Source organism: Colwellia sp. 20A7, from assembly GCF_009832865.1.
In the GTDB taxonomy this organism is placed as follows: Bacteria; Pseudomonadota; Gammaproteobacteria; order Enterobacterales; family Alteromonadaceae; genus Colwellia.
On sequence record NZ_CP047130.1, the window covers coordinates 3,396,841 to 3,416,735 of the forward strand.

The window sequence follows — 19,895 nt, forward strand, 5'->3', positions numbered from 1 at the left end:
CCTTCGCAAAGCCAAATCACAAACTTAATAGAAGTGTTATTAGCTAAGGCGATCATGAGAGTACACTCATGATCTATCGTGTGAAAATTTTATTTAGTTGGGTATATTCTTAACATAACGGCTTCGTGTGAAATAACTTCGTCAGTATAGCTTTCTGGAAAGTTACCCATATTTTTATGTTGCCATAAATCTCTCACATGAACTTCTTCCCATGCTAAACCTAGCTCTTTTTTCCAGTTAATAGAGATGTTTTCTGTTTCACTACCACGGTTAAGCATTGCAATCGCCCAGCTACCATCTGCCATTGGTTTTGCTAATATATGAATTTTACCTTCCTTTTTAACCGTTTTTGCTTGTTTACCTAACGAGTCTTGATTTAACGCTATCACTTCTTTATTAGTCAGCGTTTCTAAAGTATAAGTATCAAGGTTACGTACATCAGTACCGGTTAATAGAGGAGTAGATAAGATTGACCATAAGCTAAAATGTGCACGATATTCAATATTAGAGGCACCTGCCCCCACAAGCTCTTTACTCTCACCATTAAGACCAACGACTAGCATATCAAAATCATTCCATTGCCCTGGTTTATTGAATCCTTCTAAACCATTACCTCTATCTAACATATCGAGGACATCAAAATAATAGCCTTCTCTGTTGTCTGGATAGTCGAAATCATCAGAAATATCTTGTCCTATTCTCCAATGGTTTGCGCCTATGTCGCCAGCCCATTCCCAAATATCTTGCCAACCACAATGACATGCATGTAAAACAACATCTTTAGGGTTTTCCGCTAAAGGCTTAGACATTTTATAAAAAGCTTCTTTTAATTCTTCTTTGCCTGCATCTTTATGTGAGCAACAACTATCATATTTTAAATGGTCAACATCCCATGAGGCGAACATATCAGCATCTTGCTTTTCATACCCTTCACTACCAGAGTAACCTGCACAGGTTGTTTTTCCAGGACCAGAGTAAATGCCGAGTTTCATCCCTTTTTCATGAGCATAATCGGCTAAATACTTAATGCCACGCGGAAACTTTTCTTTGTCATAATCAAGCGGTTTATTCTGACGATTTCCCTTATCTTGCTGCCAGCCGTCGTCAAGGTTAACGTAAATATATCCAGCATCTTTCATACCGTTATTTACCATTGCATCAATAGTTTCGATAATTAGCTGTTCATCTATTTCAACGCCAAATTGATTCCAACTACTCCAGCCCATAGGGGGTGTTTTGGCCAACCCATTATTAATTTTTTCAAAAACGTGCTCCCCGTCTTTTGCCTGAGCATTCATGGTTAACGTTGTTAGCGAGAATAATATAAATACAGATATTATAAAAATACGAGATGTCATTATAAGTTTCATATACTTTCCAAAAAATCATCAATGTTAATTTATTTAAGATAAACCATACTAAACGAAAACAAATGAAAGGTAAAGGAGTGCATAATAATATGTAAAAACTTATAAGTAACAAAATGTTTATTTAAATATTCTATATTTATTTCATTTAAATAAAGCTCAGTGGAAACAATAAAACATCCCTGAGGCTAGTTAAATCAAGCAAGTAGACTTACTATTAACTGAGTTGAGCCTTTGCTTTTTGTCGAAGTGCGGACTATTAATTAAGGAATGAAATTAAAGTTGAGTGAAAGCAGCTAAAAGGTATGATTAACATTTACATCATAAAAATTATAATAATAATACAACTATCCCTTTCTTATACGAAATAAAATCTTCATTATCTTTCGTTGATGCGCTAATAGATTACTGTTAAAATGCCAAATATTAAATAAATACTATAATAATTTAAAATATGCTTAATACTATTGAAAGACGCCAAAAAATTATTGATAAAGTAAATGAACTAAGTCGTGTCGATGTAGCACAACTTGCTAGTGAGTTTAACGTTTCAACCGTAACGATAAGAACTGATTTAAATGATCTAAGTAAAAGACGATTATTAATCAGATCTAGAGGCGGAGCTGTTGCTATCAGTAAAATAACGAAGGAACTATCAGTAAAAGAAAAGCATTGTGAAAACTCTCATATTAAAGAAAAACTGGCTGAAGCTGCTGTACAGCTAATTAATAATGATGAGTTAATAATACTTGATTCCGGCACCACTACTGAAGAAATAGCAAAGCTATTACAAAACCATGAAAATTTAGTGGTAATGACGAATGGTTTGAATATCGCAACAGAACTTTCACATTTACAAAATTCAGAAGTATTAATGACGGGCGGAACGTTACGACAAAAGTCACTATCATTTTATGGTCGTCAGGCTGAAGCGAGTCTTAACAACCTTAGATTTGATAAAGTAATTTTAGGTGTGGATGGTGTTGAAATATCGTCGGGTTTCACAACTCACTTTGAACATGAAGCAACCTTAAATCGTTTAATGTGTAATATTTCAAAAGAAGTTATTGTTGTGACTGACTCATCAAAATTTGGTAGAAGCGGGTTATATATAATCGACTCCCTTGATTCAATTGATACGCTGATAACTGATAATAAAATACCTTCTCAGTATATTGATTATTTCCAATCAAAAAACGTTAAATTAATCATAATTGATGTAGATTAATCTTTTGTAATTGTTAGTAAATATAACGAGGTCGATTATGTTTCAATTAGCGATAAATCGACCGGTTGAGAAGTACCGATTCATAGTGACGTGGTTTAATTGATTCGACTACCCCAGTTAAGGAATAATGAACTTAACCGGAGAATGAAAATGACAACACGTAAAAAATATTCCAAGGAATTTAAACTTGATGCTATCTCTTTAGTCAGAGATCAAAACATTAGTATTTCTGAAGCTAGCAGGAATCTAGGGATTGGAAATCAAATGCTCGGCCGCTGGATCAAAGAAGCTGAAAATGAAGATGGTCAAGCTTTTCGAGGTAATGGAAAACTGACACCCGATCAAGAAGAAAATCGTCAATTAAAAGCGCAAGTCAAACGCCTAGAAATGGAGCGCGATATATTAAAAAAAGCGACGGTCTTCTTTGCAAAAGAAACGAAGTAAAATATTCGTTTATTACCCATCATAAGAAGATCTGGTCAGTGGTATTAATGTGCCGCGTATTGGGTGTGAAAACTAATAATTATTATAGTTATCAGAAACGTAATACAAATAAAACAAATGATGCAACACATCAAGAAATGATTGAGTTAGTAAAGGATATTGCCAAATTCAGTGACAATACTTATGGCGAAAGGCGTATTAAAGCGGTACTGAATGCTTTGAGTTTTCCTATCAGTCGATGGAAAGTAGCCAAATTAATGAAAGAGGCAAATGTTTGGGTTCGCTATAAAAAGAAATATAAAGTCACTACTAATAGTGCTCACAATAAGCCACTTTATAAAAATGAACTTGAACAAAACTTTACCACAGAGCAAGCAAATCAAGCATTTGTCGGTGATATTACTTACATTTGGACAGCAGAAGGTTGGCTCTATTTAGCCGTTGTTATTGACTTGTACTCTCGTAAAGTTGTTGGTTGGAGCATGGGGTCGAGAATGAAAGCTCAACTTGTCTGTGATGCACTAACAATGGCTATTTGGCAAAGAAGCCCTGAGAAAGGACTTATTGTTCATTCCGATCAAGGTGTTCAATACGCAAGTCACCAGTATAGACAATTACTCAATAACAATGGCTTTATTGGTAGTATGAGTAAAAAGGGTTGCTGTTGGGATAATGCCGTTGCCGAAAGCTTCTTTGGCAGCCTAAAGCAAGAGCGTGTTCACTGGAAAAATTATGAAACACGCTATGAAGCTCAACAAGATATAATGAATTACATAACCATGTGGTACAACAGTAACCGACTACACTCTTACTTAGGGTATCAAAGCCCTAATGATTTTGAATTGAAAATTAATGAGTTAGAAAAAGTAGCTTAACTAGGGTGTCTGAATTTACTTGACCAGGTCACCCAAGCACAAAATGAACTTAATTTTATTAATGATAAACCAGATGTAATTAAGTGCTTATACTAAATGTTCTCAGATGGTAGCTTTAGACTATAATAACTGACATCTTCAATGTAATTAGATGGCTAAATTTATATAACAGGCCACACTATATAACATTACATATAAATCATTAAGTTAATAGCGCCCTTCCCCTTTTATAAATGCCCCTATCTTCTAAATTGTCCTTAATTCATCTGCACTTATCATTTTAAAATTTATTTATACTCTTCATTCAATCAAATATTTTGATTGAAAACACCAAAATATTTCGCTTTTCAATTAATAAATATAGGTACATTATTTTATAAAAATTCAACTTTGGTTTTTATAGGGTAAATCAATGAACATTAATACATATGAAGAAGCTGCCACGGGTTTAGATATGGATATAGATCTTGATCTGGATGAAGATACAGAAACAGATACAGACACGGATTTAGTTTTTGACACGGGTATCGCAGGTTTCGAAATTGCTTATGGTTCAAAGAACAAAGAAATGATTAAGAAAAACCTTAAGAAGTCAGCAAGACAACAATATCAAACTAGACAAAAATTAGATTCTATACGTGAAAAAAGAACATTCGAAAAAGAAAATAATTCGTTTAGCGATTATTGGGATAGCTAACAAATACCACCTAAGAGAGAACAACATGAAAAAAATATTAGCTTTTACATTGTTAGCTTTGTTCACAAACATAGCTTGCAGCCAAGATAACGACAATGAATTAGAAGACGCACCAAAAAGTTACATACAAAACTTGTTTAGTGAATGTAAGGAATATGCTGAGCTAGAAGAAGTAGCGTCAGAAAACTTAAATACATATTTATTACATTGTATTAATGAAGAGTTAGAAACTAGCTTTTATAAGCGTATAAGCTCTCTTCCTACTGAAGAATAGCCTAGGTAATTAGAAGATTTTGGACTCAAATTACTTAGCTCATTTACAAAAGTGAGCTATTTAATTTGAGTCTTTTTTAAATTTTTACATAAGGAAATAATTGAATAGTTTGCTCGATAATATCTTTTTTCTGACTTTTAGCTAAATAAGCAGCAAATATTTCTCGTGAATATACCGGTGCCTTTTCAACAACAAATAACTGATTTTTTTCAATGTACTCAAATGCCATTTGTCTTGGTAAATATGCACTACCACCAGCATCAAGTAAAAAGTTTAGCGCAATTCTAGGTTGACTCATATAATGTTTTGCCGGTGTCACATCTTGAAAGTCTCGTCGATATTGCGCATTAATAGCATCACCATAATCCACCATAATAAAATTATCTAATGAAGTAAGATTACCTAAGTCATGGGGCTCTGTTGTCACTAAATGCAAAGGCACACTTGCTACTTTTTCAGTAATAAGATCTTCAACAAAAGGTGGCTCAAACAAAAAAGCAATATCAATAACACGACTCAGCACGCTTTTGCGTAATTCAATTGGTGAGTAGGTATTCGTTAATAAGCTAACATCATCCATATTACGGTGTATTTTTTTCAACCAATCTTGTAATACTATATCCCAAATTGACATCATAGAGCCGATCACAAGCTGATGAGAGTCATTTTCAGACATACCAACATCTTGTTTCGCTTTTTGCCACATAAACAAAAGTTCATTGGCATGTTTAATTAACCGATGTCCTTCTGACGTTATTTTTAAATGTTTCTGGCTACGATCAAACAACAGCACCCCTAAGTCATCTTCCAGTAATTTTATTCGCGCACTTACCGCTGACTGCGTAATAAATAAGTTTTCAGACGCAATTCTAAAATGTAGGGTTCGACTCACTTCAAGGAACGTTCTTAACAATTCAATTTTCATTATATTTCCAAAACCGCCTGTAATCACTTTTTTTAATTGAACACATCAAAATATAGCATTTTATTATTTAACAGTCTGACTATACACTGCACTACACTTATTACATCACTTTTTAATAGGAAAGAGTGATAAACAAAGGTTTAAATTATGAAAATTGCTATCTTATCAAGAAACCCAAAATTATATTCTACTCGACGCTTAAAAGAAGCCGGTGAAGCAATGGGGCATGAAGTTGATATCATTGATACTCTACACTGTTATATGGATATTACCAGTAGCCGGTCAACAGTGCGCTATCATGGTAAAGAGTTACCAATGTATGATGCAATTATTCCTCGTATTGGCGCTTCAGTAACCTTTTACGGCACCGCTGTTGCAAGACAATTTGAAATGATGGGCACTTTTAATATCAATGAATCGGTCGCTATTAGCCGTTCACGCGATAAATTACGTTCGTTACAACTATTATCTCGTAAAGGCATTGGCTTACCGCGTACAGGATTTGCAAGCAAACCTGATAACATTAAAGATTTAATTAAAAATGTAGGTGGCGCACCTGTTGTTATTAAATTATTAGAAGGCACACAAGGTATTGGTGTTGTTCTTGCTGATACAGCCAAAGCAGCTGAAGCCATTATAGAAGCCTTTATGGGTTTAAAAGCGAATATTCTAGTACAAGAATTTGTTAAAGAAGCTGGTGGTGCTGACATTCGTTGCTTAGTTATTGGCGGTAAAGTCGTTGCTGCAATGAAACGACAAGGTGCTGAAGGTGAATTTCGCTCTAACCTACATCGTGGTGGTAGCGCAGAAGTTGTTAAATTATCAAAAGCAGAACGTGAAACAGCCGTTAATGCTGCCAAAGCAATGGGATTAAACCTGTGTGGTGTTGATTTATTACGCTCTCAAAGTGGCCCAATGGTAATGGAAGTTAACTCATCTCCAGGCTTAGAAGGGATAGAAACTGCAACAGGCAAAAACATTGCAGGTATGGTTTTTGAGTTTTTAGAAAAAAATGCAAAACCAAATAAAACTCAAACACGTGGAAAAGGTTAAAAGAGGCAACCATGGAAAAACTAAAAATAGGTGAGTTTGAAATATTACCTGGTGAGCAAAGAAAAATTGAATTACCCGTTGCTAAATTATATACCGATGCCAATGTATCTTTGCCTGTACATATTATACGTTCGAAAAAGCCGGGACCTACTATTTTTGTTAGTGCTGCAGTTCATGGCGACGAGCTTAACGGTATTGAAATTATTCGACGCTTAATTAAACAGAAAAAGTTTAAGATAATAAAAGGTACCGTTATCGCTGTACCAATGGTTAATGTTTATGGCGTGGTAAACCAAAGTCGCTATATGCCTGATCGCCGCGATCTTAATCGCTGCTTTCCTGGCTCAGCGAAAGGCTCCTTAGCCGGTAGAGTTGCCTATATTTTTCTTAATGAAATTGTTAAGCATTGTGATTATGGTATTGATTTGCATACAGGTGCTATTCACCGTTCAAATTTACCACAAATTAGAGCCGATATGTCTGATGCTGAAACCAAAGAATTAGCGGAAGTATTTGGCGTGCCGGTAATACTTAACTCTAATTTGGTTGATGGCTCACTGCGTGAATCAGCTGTTAAAAATAAAACTAAGATTTTATTATATGAAGCGGGTGAAGCATTACGCTTTGATGAATTTTCAATTAGAGCCGGTATGAAAGGCATTCTAAATGTTTTACAACACCTAGGAATGACAAGAAAGTCTCTTTCTAAAAAGAAAAAGCCAGCGCCTTTTATTGCCAACGGCAGTCAATGGGTTAGAGCCAATGCCAGTGGTATTGTGCACAACATTGTGAATTTGGGTGACCAAATTACTAAAGGACAAGTATTAGCTGAAATTGGTAGCCCTTATGGCGAAGTTATTGACGCGGTTAAGGCAACGCGTTCAGGAATACTCATTGGAAAACAAAACATTCCTCTTGTACAAGAAGGTGAAGCCATGTTCCATATTGCTTACTTTAGTGAAGATGATGAAGATATTGCTGAACAAATTGAAAATGTTCAAGAAGCACTGTTACCAGAAAACCATGGAAATAATTGAGGCTAAAAATGAAGATAAACAAAACAATAATTGGCCGCTTAGAGTCAATAGCATTGCCAGAACTCGCGATTAATGATTTACAAGTTAGGGTCGATACAGGAGCTAAAACGTCTTCACTACATGTGGATAATATAACTAAAATAGTTAAAGACGGGCAAAAATGTGTCACCTTTGATATTCATCCAGATGCGCATAATGTTAATAGTATTGTTAATTGTACTGCACCAATCAGTGATATTAGAAATGTAAAATCATCTAACGGCACAGCTGAGCAGCGATATGTAATAGAGACTAACGTAACGCTTGGAACAGAGACATGGCCAATAGAAATTACATTAACCGATCGTTCTGATATGAGTTATTTAATGCTTTTTGGCAGAGAAGCTATCGGTAAACGATTCTTGGTCGACCCGTCTAAAGTTTTTATACACTCATAACTAAACCAGCATTAGTTATGCTGGTTTTACAACAAAGAGTAACAAATAATGACATTTGACAAAATTGTAGCATTTCTCAATATCACCATTGTTTCTATTGAGAACCAACCTATTACTACGGGAGATATTCTTTTAATCCCAGTATTGCTAATAATAGGCGTATATTTAACAAAGTGGTTTGTGAGGAGAATAACAACACAATTAACAACACAGCACACTGACCCTAATATTATCCATTTATTACGGCGCATATTTTATATTATTGCGATAACAATATTAATTATTACTATTTTAGACCTTATCAATGTACCTATCACTGCGTTTGCCTTCTTATCAGGTGCTATTGCGATAGGCTTTGGTTTTGGTGCCCAAAATATTATTAATAATTTTATCAGTGGCTGGATTCTAATGTGGGAGCGACCAATTCGCATTGGTGATTTTTTAGAAATTGAAGATGCAAAAGGAGTCGTGGAAGAAATTAACACCCGCTCAACCCGTATTAAGCGAGTTGATGGTGTTCACATGCTAATTCCAAACAGTAAATTAATTGAAAATACGGTTGTTAACTGGACTCTTGTCGATAGATTAGTTCGAACAACGGTTAAAGTAGGTGTGTCATATGGTTCACCAGTAAAGCTAGTAGCTGAACTGATATTACAAGCAGCAGTTGAACAAGAAGAAATATTATCAACCCCAAAACCCTCAGTAACATTTGAAGACTTTGGTGATAATGCGCTAATTTTTGATATTAACTTTTGGATTAATTCTAATGTTGAAGGAGGCTTAAGAAAAGCTAGAAGTAATGTTCGCTTTCGCTTAGCAGAATTATTCGAAGAACATAATATTGTAGTGGCCTACCCACAAAGAGATGTCCACTTAGACGGTTCAATAACGTTACTTCCTTCTGAAAGCAAGTAATCTAAATCTAGTAAATAGTTAAGATATACTCCTTGTTATTGTGTTATTTCTAAAGCTGAACTAACACAATGACAAGGCTTAAGTTATGATTTAAGTTAAGGACTAAGTTTAATCCTTAGAGACTAAAGCCAAACTTTTTTGCTCAAACCACAAATACATAAAATCTTGCGTTAGCTTTTGTTCTATATCAAGTGCTTGCTCAGTCGGACAAAATATGGTGAAAAGAATCTCAGTATCGCCAATCTCTGATGTTGCTATTTGAATATGAGGCTCAGGACCAGCAATGTTAATCTCAAGACGATTTTCAATCAGTTGATTATAGCGAATAGCTACATCCTTAAAGTCATCACAATATAAATTAGCTTTCTCATTTAGCTGCTCAATAAATTCAAAAGGATTTACACTGTCATCTCTTACAATAGTAAAATGATGCATCGCATAACGTTTCAAAAAGTTAAGATTCTTTATTACCGAGGTAACCATAAGACTATTAGGTAAATACAAGGTTTTACCTGTGTATTGGTAATCATCTTTATTAACTTCCAATAACGTCAATTTAGCCCAATCAGTCGAATGCACTTCTCCGAAATAATTACCTACTTGTATCCAATCGCCAATTCGAAATGGTCGGCTAGAAATAAGGTAAAGAAAACCGATGAAACATTGAATAAATTCTCTTGTTGCTAACACTATAGCAACAACAAAGGCCGCAATAGAAAAAGCGAACTTTTGAATTTCATGTGACCAAATATTAAAAAGAGCAACAATAATCAATAAGGTAAATATATTATTAACCATATTGATCTTTATTTTTTTATCACTTTTATCACTTTTAGATTTATGCTTAATAGTTTTAATCAGTAATTTCTTTAACAGAAAGAACATCAAAAATAACACGATTGTAAAAACAAATTTATTGTCAAAAATTAACGCATGAAATGTAGATAAATTAAATGTAGAAAGAAACTCATTCATAGTGATATATAGGGTACCTTAACGGGTCGAGGAATAGCAATATTAGATAAAATAATACCTAATATTAGCTTAATACTAAGCTGTCTTATTCTACATCATTGCGAGTGATGAAATAAACAGGCATAACAGTAAAAATAAAATAACAATCCCATCAACACTTCTTTTTTTTTGTTTCATTTTTTGAATAAATTAAGGTTCAGATGAGGCGCATTGTAATCAGTTATCGGCAAGAAGCAAACGCAATAATTTATTGGTTCTAATCAATTTTTTTATAAACCAGCATAAAATGCTAAATAATTTTATGCTGGCCAATAACGATAGCTTTGGAGGGTTTACGGTAAATATTAAACGGATTAATTCAGTTCAATATTTTCAAACAACTCAGAGGCATCAATATTAATTAACGGCCAAACATTCCACCGCCACCGCCCATACCGCCGCCACCTGGTGGCATCATACCTTGCATAGAACGCATCATCTTTTTCATGCCGCCTTTACCTGATACTTTTTTCATCATTTTTTGCATTTGCGTAAACTGTTTAAGCAACTTATTCACGTCTTGAATTTGTGTTCCTGAACCCGCTGCAATACGACGCTTACGAGAGCCTTTAATAATATCAGGACGTTCACGTTCGCCAGGTGTCATTGAATTGATAATAGCTTCCATGCGAACCGTTAATTTATCATCCATTTGATCTTTGATTTTATCAGACATATTACCCATGCCAGGTAATTTATCCATCATACCCATCATGCCACCCATGCTTTTCATTTGCACAAGTTGATCACGGAAGTCTTCTAAACTAAAGCCTTTACCACTTTTAACTTTTTTGGCTAATTGTTCAGCTTTCTTTTTATCAACCTTTTGTTCAACTTCTTCTATTAGTGATAGAACATCGCCCATTCCTAATATACGAGAAGCTATTCGGTCTGGATGAAATGGCTCTAACGCTTCAATTTTCTCACCAACACCCATAAATTTAATAGGTTTGCCAGTAATATGACGAATAGACAAAGCCGCGCCGCCGCGAGCATCACCATCAGTTTTAGTTAAAATAACACCCGTTAATGGCAAAGCATCATTAAACGCTTTAGCAGTATTCGCTGCATCTTGCCCTGTCATTGCATCAACAGTAAATAATGTTTCAATTGGATTAATCGCAGCATGTAATGCTTTGATTTCATCCATCATGCTTTCATCTACATGTAAACGACCGGCAGTATCAACAATTACCACATCGAAAAAGTTTTTCTTAGCGTGATCAATAGCTGCATTGGCGATACTAATAGGCTTTTGTGAAATATCACTTGGAAAGAAACCAACATTAATTTCAGCGGCTAAAGTTTCAAGCTGCTTAATAGCTGCCGGACGATAAACATCGGCACTTACTACAAGTACTTTTTTCTTTTCTCGTTCTGTTAAAAATTTTGCTAATTTAGCAACAGAAGTCGTTTTACCCGCACCTTGTAAACCAGCCATTAACACAATAGCAGGAGGAGCAGCTTTTAAATTCAGGTTTTCATTAATGCCACCCATGGCAAGTTCAAGTTCTTTTTGAACAATTTTAACGAATACTTGCCCAGGAGTAAGGCTTTTAGAAACATCAACACCTACAGCTTGCTCTTTAACTTTAGCAACAAACTCTTTAATAACTGGCAACGCAACGTCGGCTTCAAGTAAAGCCATACGAACTTCGCGTAACGTATCTTTTATATTATCTTCGGTTAAGCGACCACGGCCACTAATATTTTTAAGGGTTTTACCCAATCGATCGGAAAGATTTTCAAACATGAATGACTCTAGTAGCGCTCTATATAGCGAAAAATGTGAAAATTAATACGGCTATTATACCCGTGAATAAATCATTGTCGAGATCAGCATTGCTTCACCATTTTATAACCTTGCTAAGTTATTGAAAACTTCTCCATCGAGAAAACCGTGATATAATAAAATTTGTCAATTTCATCTTAATTTTCATGGTTATAATTATGGAACACCTATCGCTTTTTGTTGATAATTTTATTGCTCTGAGTGCGGAAGCAAGCCCTTGGTTATTACTGGGCTTATTAATAGCAGGTTTAATGAAAGCTTGGGTGCCAAGTGAAATATTAAGTAAACATTTAGGTAAAGGAAAATCGGCAATTGTCAAAGCCGCCTTAATCGGTGCGCCATTACCCTTATGCTCTTGTGGTGTTATTCCTGTAGCAGCAGAGCTAAGACGAAGTGGTGCTTCAGCGCCTGCAACAGCCTCTTTTTTAGTTGCGACACCAGAAACAGGTATTGATTCTGTTTCAGTCTCTTATGCCTTACTCGGTCCAGTTTTTGCTATATATCGACCGTTTGCAGCGATAATGTCAGCGATTATCACTGGCTTACTTGTCTCAACCATTAAAGATAAAGATATAAAGAGTCCAACGACGGGGCATCAAAAAATCACTAGTTGCTGTGCTAGTTCAACGAAAAAAACACCACAAAAAGCAACAAGCAGTTGTTGCAGCACTAAACAAGCTGCTCCAATCGCCACGCCTAAAAAAAGTTCTTGTTGCTCAACGCCCTCTTCTGCTGCCATAACATTAGATACTATGACTGAACCAGCACAGCCTCTTTTATCAAAAAACTTTGTTGAAAAAACAAAACAAGGTGTTTATTACGCATCAACACAATTAATTGACGATATTATTATTTGGTTAGTTGTCGGTCTTGTTTTTGCCACTATTGTTCGTACTTTTTTACCCGAAGACTTTTTACTTAGTTATGGTAGTGGTTTGCCTGCAATGTTATTAATGATTGCGATATCCATTCCAATGTATATTTGTGCAACAGCCTCTACCCCTATTGCTGCTGGATTCATTATGGCTGGGTTATCACCCGGTACGGCCTTGGTATTTATGATGGCGGGCCCTGCAACCAATATATCCACTTTAGGCGTGATTAAAAATGAAATGGGTAGTGCTGTACTTATACGATATTTATTAGGTGTTGCATTATCGGCTCTTGGTTTTGCACTTTTACTTGATTATAGTTTGAATTTTTTTGATGTTAATATTACTGACCAAATGGCGCACTCGCATGAAATGCTACCTCTATGGTTTGGTTTAACTTGTGCTGCATTAATCACTTTCCTAGCAATTAAGCCACTAAGAAAGTTAGTATTTTAATCTAAATCAAGCAAAGTAATAATTGTCATGGTAGTTAACGCGTTATCTGATAGAATTAATGAAGTTATATTCAGTGTATTTAGGAGTTTAAGTTAGTGGATCTTCAGGTTATTGGTTCGAGCATGGCGTTTATCGCCTACATGCTAGCCACTATGGCAATTATATCTCGCTTATTTCACCCTAACGGCCCTAACATTGAGCAAGTGTTAATATTAGCAACAACCGCTATAACTATTCACTTGTTTAATGATGCTCGATTATTTTTTACTCAAGATGGTATTAACTTTAGTCTTCCTAATGTTATCTCTTTAGTTAGTTTAATTATTACTATCACAATATCAGTTGTGGCATTGCGAATAAAAGTAAATTTATTACTCCCTGTGATTTACGGTTTTGCTGGTATCTGGCAGCTAGCCAAAACATTTATCCCTACCACCGAATCAATTCCATTAGTTGCTAATAAAGTGATTTTAATTAGTCATATAAGTATCGCATTAATTGCTTATTGCATCTTAATTATCGCTACCTTATATGCTTTTCAAGTGACTTATATTAACTTTAAATTAAAAAGAAAAAACCTCACTGCAGTGGCGCATTTGCCTCCTTTAATGCAAGTTGAAAAACAACTTTTTACTATTTTAATTGTTGGTGCAATCTGTTTATTTACTAGTGAACTCATTGGTTTGATTTTTTTAGAAGGATTTTTCGCGAAAGCAAACATACATAAAACCGTTCTATCTCTTTTAGCGTTACTACTATACTCCGTGATATTAGTTGGTCATCATATACAAGGCTGGCGTGGCCACCGTATATTAGTACTTATGGTTACAGCTAGTACGTTATTAACTTTGTCATACTTCGGTAGTCGATTCGTTAAAGAGTTTCTGCTATCTTAATTTCATATTAAATATTCTTATTATATTATTGAAGGACTTCCTTTTTGGATAACATATCAACTCAGATGCTATTTATTATTCTTGGCATACTGATACTTATATCTGCTTATTTTTCTAGTTCAGAAACAGGCATGATGTCGCTTAACCGTTATAGACTTAGACACCTTGAAAAAGAGAAGCACAAAGGTGCTAAACGGGTGAGCGATTTGCTAAAACGTCCTGACCGACTAATTGGTTTGATATTAATTGGAAATAACTTAGTCAATATCGCCGCGTCTGCTATAGCAACAATTATAGCGTTAAGGTTGTCACACGAATTAGGCATATCTGAAGATATAAGTGTTTTAATAGCCACAATTATATTAACTTTAGTGGTATTAATTTTTGCTGAGGTAACCCCAAAAACACTGGCGGCTTTATACCCAGAACAAATTGCTTTTCCTAGCTCAATTGTTTTAACGCTATTATTAAAATTATTATTGCCACTGGTTGTCAGCGTTAATTGGATAACTAACGGCATACTAATGTTATTAGGTATTAGTTCAGAGCAACGTGAACAACATAGCCTAAGCAGTGAAGAATTACGTACTGTGGTAAACGAATCTGGCGCATTATTGCATGAGCGTGATCAAAGCATGCTAATGAGTATACTAGACCTTGAAAAAGTTAGCGTTGACGACATTATGATCCCACGAAGCGAGTTAGTAGGTATTGATGTTAATGACGACTGGAAAAGAATTCAAAAACAATTAACTCAAGCAAATCACACGCGCGTATTATTATATCGTGACAATATTGATGATGTTGTTGGTTATATTCACGCCCGCGATGCATTAAAGTTATTATCAAAAAGCCAATATACTAAAGCAACCTTATTACGTGCCGTACGTGAACTCTATTTTATTCCTGAGGGAACACCTCTTAATATCCAACTACTAAAGTTTCAACATGCTAAAGAACGTTTAGGCTTGGTTGTTGACGAATATGGTGATATTCAAGGCTTAGTAACCTTAGAAGATATTCTAGAAGAAATTGTTGGCGACTTTACTACAACACAAACACCAACGCCAAGTGATGTAGTAACTTTGCAACCTGACGGTAGTTACTTGGTAAAAGGTAATGCCAGCATACGTGACGTAAATAAAGAAATGTCATGGCAATTACCAACAGATGGCCCTAAAACACTTAACGGCATGATAATAGAGCATTTGGAAGACATTCCTCAAAGCAATATTAGTGTTCGTATCGCCGGCTATCCTATTGAAATAGTAGACGCTTCAGAAAATAGAATTAAAACAGTTAGGGTAATGCCTGAATATTTTATTGATGAAGAAATAAATGAAGAATAATTAATCAGATATTTACTGCAAATTAGGTTCATTCTTTTAAAGTAGAATGAATCTATCAACATTAAAAAGTTAATCACAATGTTATCCACAAGCAACATAATGGAAATAGCTTTCCACAATTTCTGTGGATAACAAGGTCAAAGCCTACTTGCTACAGCTTTTAGCTATTTCAACAAATTTTTAACAAAAAAACACACTTTTTTTATTAAAATAAAAACGCCTAGCTTTAAGCCATATTAAGTACTGGTTTGGCTAAAAATATTCATAAAAATAATAAAATGGCAAGGTTTTAGGCAATATATTTTATTATTATTTTCCTATCTAATAAACTCCCCACCAGAAAATCCAATCGATGAATTCTTGTTCTTTAGCCAAAAAACAATCGCCATAGCCAACCATGATTTAACTCTTCTTCACAGCTTTTCAATTGAGAAGAATAACGACGAGAGCGGTTATCTACTTTACGAGCAACGCCCACTAACCACAATTTCTTTTTATAACTTTTACGTTTAAACCCTCCCCAGCCTTCATGGTAATTTAAGTATTGATTATAAGCATCCCACTTTGAAACACCGTTAATTTTCTGGGTTTTAAAAATAAACCATCCCATAAAATCAATCGCATCTTCAAAATCATCACGGTCGGCCCCTGAATTATCAGTTTCCCGAGTATAATCATTCCATGTCATTGTTTTAGCTTGTGAGTAGCCATAAGCAGTACTAACTCTTCCCCAAGGAATAAAGCCAAGTAAATAGTCTCTAGGAGGCAAAGCATTATGTTTAAAAGAGCTTTCTTGATACATCATACTCATAGGCACATGAATAGGAACGCCCCAACGCTCTCTAGCGTCTTTAGCAGCAAAATACCAATCACGATGCTCACGAAAAATTTCGCAAATATTTTCAGGGTTTTGAGGAGGAGGTGTCGCACAACTTGACAACAACAATATACTGGCCAAGGTAACGCAAGAAAGTTTAGCGGTAAGCATAAAATATATAGTGACACTTAAACGTAAAAATAATGGACACAATAGTGACAGATTTTTAATGCTTTCGCATTATTAACCCACCCTTTTCAATATTTAAAAAATAAACTGAACTTTATGGTAATAACAGGCTCTTACTTAACAGTAATGTTATTCCCTTAATGTTTTATTAGTGTTTCATGTTTTTATGCATCTATTCTTATAGATGCATTTTTTTTGCCTGCAGTTCAGTGAATATATTCAAAGATGACTAGTGATTAATCTGATTTCTGATCTTTTTAAATAGACTTGATATTTCTACAAAATAAAATGAACTATATCGCAAGAACATACTCTTACTTAACAGTAATGTTATTCCCTTAATGTTATTCCCTTAATGTTTTATAGTGTTTCATGTTTTTATGCATCTATTCTTATAGATGCATTTTTTTTGCCTACAGATCAGTGACTATATTCAAAGATGACTAGTGATTAATGTTATTTCTGCCCTTTTTAAATAAACTTCATCTTTCTACAAAATAAAATGAACTATATCGTAATAACAGGCTCTTACTTAACAGTAATGTTATTCCCTTAATGTTTTATTAGTGTTTCATGTTTTTATGCATCTATTCTTATAGATGCATTTTTTTGCCTGCAGATCTATCAACAATAAGCTCCAACTTAACACTAATGTTATTTCCCACTCCCTATTAGATAAGTTTCATTTTTTTATACATCTATTCTTATCGGTGCACTTTTTTTGCCTGCAGATCAGTGATGGTATTCAGAGATGAATAGTGATTCATGTTATTTCTGATTTTTTAAATAAACTTCATCTTTCTACAAAATAAAATGAACTATATCGCAAGAACATACTCTTACTTAACAGTAATGTTATTCCCTTAATGTTTTATAGTGTTTCATGTTTTTATGCATCTATTCTTATAGATGCATTTTTTTTACCTGCAGATCAGTGATGGTATTCAGAGATGAATAGTGATTCATGTTATTTCTGATTTTTTAAATAAACTTCATCTTTCTACAAAATAAAATGAACTATATCGCAAGAAGCGACTCTTATTTAACAGTAATGTTATTTCCCTTAGTGTTTCATGTTTTTATGCATCTATTCTTATAGATGCATTTTTTTTGCCTGCAGATCTATCAACAATAAGCTCCAACTTAACACTAATGTTATTTCCCACTCCCTATTAGATGAGTTTCATTTTTTTATACATCTATTCTTATCGGTGCACTTTTTTTGCCTGCAGATCAGTGATGGTATTCAGAGATGAATAGTGATTCATGTTATTTCTGATTTTTTAAATAAACTTCATCTTTCTACAAAATAAAATGAACTATATCGCAAGAACATACTCTTACTTAACTGACCTGGTCAAGTAAATTCAGTCACCCTAATTAAGCTACTTTTTCTAACTCATTAATTTTCAATTCAAAATTATTTGGGCTTTGATACCTTAAGTAGGAATGCAATCGGTTACTGTTGTACCACATGGTTATGTAATTCATTACGTCCTGCTGTGCTTCATAGCGTGTTTCATAGTTTCTCCAATGAACACGCTCTTGCTTTAAACTACCAAAAAAGCTTTCTGCAACGGCATTATCCCAGCAACAGCCTTTTTTACTCATACTGCCAATAAAACCATTATCTTTTAGTAAGTTTCTGTACTGGTGGCTTGCGTATTGAACACCTTGATCTGAATGAACAATAAGCCCTTTATCGGGTTTTCGTTGCCAAATAGCCATTGTTAACGCATCACAGACAAGTTGAGCTTTCATTCTTGACCCCATATTCCAACCAACAACCTTACGGGAATACAGGTCAATAACAACAGCTAAATAAAGCCAACCTTCTGCTGTCCAAATATAAGTGATATCACCGACAAATGCTTGGTTCGGTTGCTCTGTGGTAAAGTTTTGTTCAAGCTCATTTTTATAGAGCGGTTTATTGTGATCGCTATTGGTTGTTGATTTATATTTCTTTTTGTAACGAACCCAAACATTAGCCTCTTTCATTAATTTGGCTACTTTCCATCGGCTTACAGGGAAACTCAACGCATTCAGTACCGCTTTAATACGTCTTTCGCCATAGGTATTGTCACTAAATTTGGCAATATCTTTTACTAACTCAAGCATTTCTTGGTGCGTTGTATCATTTACTTTATCTGTATTACGCTTTTGATAACTATAATAATTATTACTTTTTACGCCCAATACCTGACATATTAATGTAACAGGCCAGATCTTCTTATGTTGGGTAACAAACGAATATTTTATTTCGTTTCTTTTGCAAAGAAGACCGTCGCTTTTTTTAATATCTCACGCTCCATCTCCAGGCGCTTTACTTGGCCTTTTAATTTACGTATTTCTTCTTGATCGGGTGTTAGCTTACCATTACCTCGAAAAGCCTGACCATCTTCATTTAATCCAGCGACCAAGCATTTGAGGGCTGACACCTAAGTTTCTACTAGCCTCAGCAACACTAATATTTTGATCTCTGACTAAAGAAATTGCATCAAGTTTAAATTCTTTGGTATATTTTTTACGTTTTGTCATTTCTGTTCTCCAGTTAAGCTTATTATGTCTTTGAGTTTAATCGGCAAGCTCTATGGTATTGAAGCGCATATTAAAGCAAAAAGTAGTGATGAGAAATATCAAACTCGACAAGAGAAATCGAAACCAATTATAGATAAAATCAATCAATGGATAATTGATAATCGAGAAAAAACACCACCAAAAATCAAACTCGGTGAAGCGATAACTTACTGGCACAACCAAGCACATAAACTCGAAACCTATCTCCAAGATGGCCGAATCAACATTGATAATAATCGTGCAGAGCTAGCAGTGAAGCCGTTTGTTATTGGTCGAAAGAATTGGTTGTTCGCCAATACAGCTAATGGCGCAAAAGCCAGTGCCATGCTCTACAGTTTTGTTGAAACAGCTAAAGCCAATGGCTTGCTGGTCGATAGCTATTTGCAAACCTGTTTAAATGAACTGGCTAAAAAGCCAGAGAGCCTAGAACACCTACTGCCTTGGAATATCAAGCAAGGCTAGACGTCTTTCTCCATACGCTTACGTTCAAACTATTCCAATGTTGGTGTTGATACAAATGGCATAAGAATGCAATAACGGTTATTGGCTTCAATCGCAATAACCGTATATTAAACGTGTTTATAAAAATTTTGGATGACATGGCACTGCCAACTCACTTGAAGTTCGTTAGTGAGAAGTGGCTGCATCCCTATGCGTTTTCCATTTGGCGAAGGGATC

Annotated in this window: 17 protein-coding genes and 1 pseudogene; 12 read left to right on the plus strand and 6 right to left on the minus strand. The window is 34.8% G+C overall.

From position 1 onward, the window contains the following. Positions 1-89 precede the first annotated feature (89 nt). Positions 90-1,370, minus strand: coding sequence for a glycoside hydrolase family 27 protein (locus GQS55_RS14625; RefSeq protein ID WP_159821202.1), 1,281 nt, complete (start codon positions 1,368-1,370; stop codon positions 90-92). Positions 1,371-1,821: 451 nt separating this feature from the next. Between GQS55_RS14625 and agaR the strand changes: the two genes are divergently transcribed. The 4 genes from agaR (at position 1,822) to GQS55_RS14645 (ending at position 4,885) form a co-directional block, all read left to right on the plus strand. Next, a complete protein-coding gene (gene agaR / locus GQS55_RS14630) occupies positions 1,822-2,595 on the plus strand; it encodes a transcriptional repressor AgaR (protein WP_159821203.1) in 774 nt (257 codons plus the stop codon). Positions 2,596-2,745: 150 nt separating this feature from the next. Beyond that, positions 2,746-3,914 (plus strand): IS3 family transposase gene (locus GQS55_RS14635; protein WP_159821204.1). Its coding sequence is split into 2 segments (ribosomal slippage): positions 2,746-2,989 and positions 2,989-3,914, totalling 1,170 coding nucleotides; the frame shifts between segments, so codons are not numbered across the junction. 412 nt (positions 3,915-4,326) lie between these two features. Then, positions 4,327-4,611, plus strand: coding sequence for a hypothetical protein (locus GQS55_RS14640; protein WP_159821205.1), 285 nt, complete (start codon positions 4,327-4,329; stop codon positions 4,609-4,611). 25 nt (positions 4,612-4,636) lie between these two features. Further along, the gene (locus GQS55_RS14645; protein WP_159821206.1) at positions 4,637-4,885 is read left to right on the plus strand and encodes a hypothetical protein; all 249 of its coding nucleotides are present in this window, start codon (positions 4,637-4,639) and stop codon (positions 4,883-4,885) included. Positions 4,886-4,961: 76 nt separating this feature from the next. Here the strand turns inward: GQS55_RS14645 and GQS55_RS14650 are convergent, their stop codons facing one another. Further along, positions 4,962-5,810, minus strand: a complete 849-nt coding sequence (locus GQS55_RS14650; RefSeq protein ID WP_159821207.1) for a LysR family transcriptional regulator — start codon at positions 5,808-5,810, stop codon at positions 4,962-4,964. Between the two features lie 147 nt (positions 5,811-5,957). Here GQS55_RS14650 and rimK point away from each other — a divergent pair, with 147 nt between their 5' ends. The 4 genes from rimK to GQS55_RS14670 are packed head-to-tail and all read left to right on the plus strand — an operon-like array spanning position 5,958 to position 9,255. Continuing rightward, positions 5,958-6,863: a 30S ribosomal protein S6--L-glutamate ligase gene (gene rimK, locus GQS55_RS14655; protein WP_159821208.1), complete on the plus strand. Its 906-nt coding sequence runs from the start codon at positions 5,958-5,960 to the stop codon at positions 6,861-6,863. An 11-nt stretch (positions 6,864-6,874) separates the two neighbouring features. Continuing rightward, a complete protein-coding gene (locus GQS55_RS14660; protein ID WP_159821209.1) occupies positions 6,875-7,900 on the plus strand; it encodes a succinylglutamate desuccinylase/aspartoacylase family protein in 1,026 nt (341 codons plus the stop codon). Positions 7,901-7,908: 8 nt separating this feature from the next. Further along, on the plus strand, positions 7,909-8,337 hold the full coding sequence (locus tag GQS55_RS14665) for an ATP-dependent zinc protease family protein (RefSeq protein WP_159821210.1): 429 nt from the start codon (positions 7,909-7,911) through the stop codon (positions 8,335-8,337). Between the two features lie 48 nt (positions 8,338-8,385). Next, positions 8,386-9,255, plus strand: a complete 870-nt coding sequence (locus GQS55_RS14670) for a mechanosensitive ion channel family protein (protein ID WP_159821211.1) — start codon at positions 8,386-8,388, stop codon at positions 9,253-9,255. Positions 9,256-9,363: 108 nt separating this feature from the next. Here GQS55_RS14670 and GQS55_RS14675 read toward each other — a convergent pair whose 3' ends face one another. Next, on the minus strand, positions 9,364-10,053 hold the full coding sequence (locus GQS55_RS14675) for a mechanosensitive ion channel family protein (RefSeq protein ID WP_236559651.1): 690 nt from the start codon (positions 10,051-10,053) through the stop codon (positions 9,364-9,366). 577 nt (positions 10,054-10,630) lie between these two features. Then, positions 10,631-12,022, minus strand: coding sequence for a signal recognition particle protein (ffh, locus tag GQS55_RS14680; RefSeq protein ID WP_159821213.1), 1,392 nt, complete (start codon positions 12,020-12,022; stop codon positions 10,631-10,633). Between the two features lie 197 nt (positions 12,023-12,219). Here ffh and GQS55_RS14685 point away from each other — a divergent pair, with 197 nt between their 5' ends. The 3 genes from GQS55_RS14685 to GQS55_RS14695 all read left to right on the plus strand — a co-directional run bounded on the left by GQS55_RS14685 (position 12,220) and on the right by GQS55_RS14695 (position 15,634). Beyond that, positions 12,220-13,389, plus strand: a complete 1,170-nt coding sequence (locus GQS55_RS14685; RefSeq protein ID WP_159821214.1) for an SO_0444 family Cu/Zn efflux transporter — start codon at positions 12,220-12,222, stop codon at positions 13,387-13,389. A 95-nt stretch (positions 13,390-13,484) separates the two neighbouring features. Continuing rightward, positions 13,485-14,285: a cytochrome C assembly family protein gene (locus tag GQS55_RS14690; RefSeq protein WP_159821215.1), complete on the plus strand. Its 801-nt coding sequence runs from the start codon at positions 13,485-13,487 to the stop codon at positions 14,283-14,285. 44 nt (positions 14,286-14,329) lie between these two features. Continuing rightward, positions 14,330-15,634 carry an HlyC/CorC family transporter gene (locus GQS55_RS14695; protein WP_159821216.1) on the plus strand — a complete coding sequence of 435 codons (1,305 nt, stop codon included), beginning with the start codon at positions 14,330-14,332 and terminating at the stop codon, positions 15,632-15,634. A gap of 367 nt (positions 15,635-16,001) precedes the next feature. Here the strand turns inward: GQS55_RS14695 and GQS55_RS14700 are convergent, their stop codons facing one another. Then, a complete protein-coding gene (locus GQS55_RS14700; protein ID WP_159821217.1) occupies positions 16,002-16,622 on the minus strand; it encodes a transglycosylase SLT domain-containing protein in 621 nt (206 codons plus the stop codon). 1,398 nt (positions 16,623-18,020) lie between these two features. Further along, positions 18,021-19,178 (minus strand): annotated as a pseudogene (locus GQS55_RS14705) (IS3 family transposase). Between the two features lie 24 nt (positions 19,179-19,202). On the opposite strand from GQS55_RS14705, the gene GQS55_RS14710 reads away from it, so the two are divergent. Beyond that, positions 19,203-19,679, plus strand: a complete 477-nt coding sequence (locus GQS55_RS14710) for an IS66 family transposase (RefSeq protein ID WP_236559652.1) — start codon at positions 19,203-19,205, stop codon at positions 19,677-19,679. Positions 19,680-19,895: the final 216 nt, after the last annotated feature.

What these genes read in the sequence shown, in the direction of transcription:
- GQS55_RS14625 (WP_159821202.1), bottom strand. Translation starts at nt 1,370, where the DNA reads ATGAAACTTATAATGACATCTCGTATTTTTATAATATCTGTATTTATA.
- agaR (WP_159821203.1), top strand. Translation starts at nt 1,822, where the DNA reads ATGCTTAATACTATTGAAAGACGCCAAAAAATTATTGATAAAGTAAAT.
- GQS55_RS14640 (WP_159821205.1), top strand. Translation starts at nt 4,327, where the DNA reads ATGAACATTAATACATATGAAGAAGCTGCCACGGGTTTAGATATGGAT.
- GQS55_RS14645 (WP_159821206.1), top strand. Translation starts at nt 4,637, where the DNA reads ATGAAAAAAATATTAGCTTTTACATTGTTAGCTTTGTTCACAAACATA.
- GQS55_RS14650 (WP_159821207.1), bottom strand. Translation starts at nt 5,810, where the DNA reads ATGAAAATTGAATTGTTAAGAACGTTCCTTGAAGTGAGTCGAACCCTA.
- rimK (WP_159821208.1), top strand. Translation starts at nt 5,958, where the DNA reads ATGAAAATTGCTATCTTATCAAGAAACCCAAAATTATATTCTACTCGA.
- GQS55_RS14660 (WP_159821209.1), top strand. Translation starts at nt 6,875, where the DNA reads ATGGAAAAACTAAAAATAGGTGAGTTTGAAATATTACCTGGTGAGCAA.
- GQS55_RS14665 (WP_159821210.1), top strand. Translation starts at nt 7,909, where the DNA reads ATGAAGATAAACAAAACAATAATTGGCCGCTTAGAGTCAATAGCATTG.
- GQS55_RS14670 (WP_159821211.1), top strand. Translation starts at nt 8,386, where the DNA reads ATGACATTTGACAAAATTGTAGCATTTCTCAATATCACCATTGTTTCT.
- GQS55_RS14675 (WP_236559651.1), bottom strand. Translation starts at nt 10,053, where the DNA reads ATGGTTAATAATATATTTACCTTATTGATTATTGTTGCTCTTTTTAAT.
- ffh (WP_159821213.1), bottom strand. Translation starts at nt 12,022, where the DNA reads ATGTTTGAAAATCTTTCCGATCGATTGGGTAAAACCCTTAAAAATATT.
- GQS55_RS14685 (WP_159821214.1), top strand. Translation starts at nt 12,220, where the DNA reads ATGGAACACCTATCGCTTTTTGTTGATAATTTTATTGCTCTGAGTGCG.
- GQS55_RS14700 (WP_159821217.1), bottom strand. Translation starts at nt 16,622, where the DNA reads ATGCTTACCGCTAAACTTTCTTGCGTTACCTTGGCCAGTATATTGTTG.
- GQS55_RS14710 (WP_236559652.1), top strand. Translation starts at nt 19,203, where the DNA reads ATGTCTTTGAGTTTAATCGGCAAGCTCTATGGTATTGAAGCGCATATT.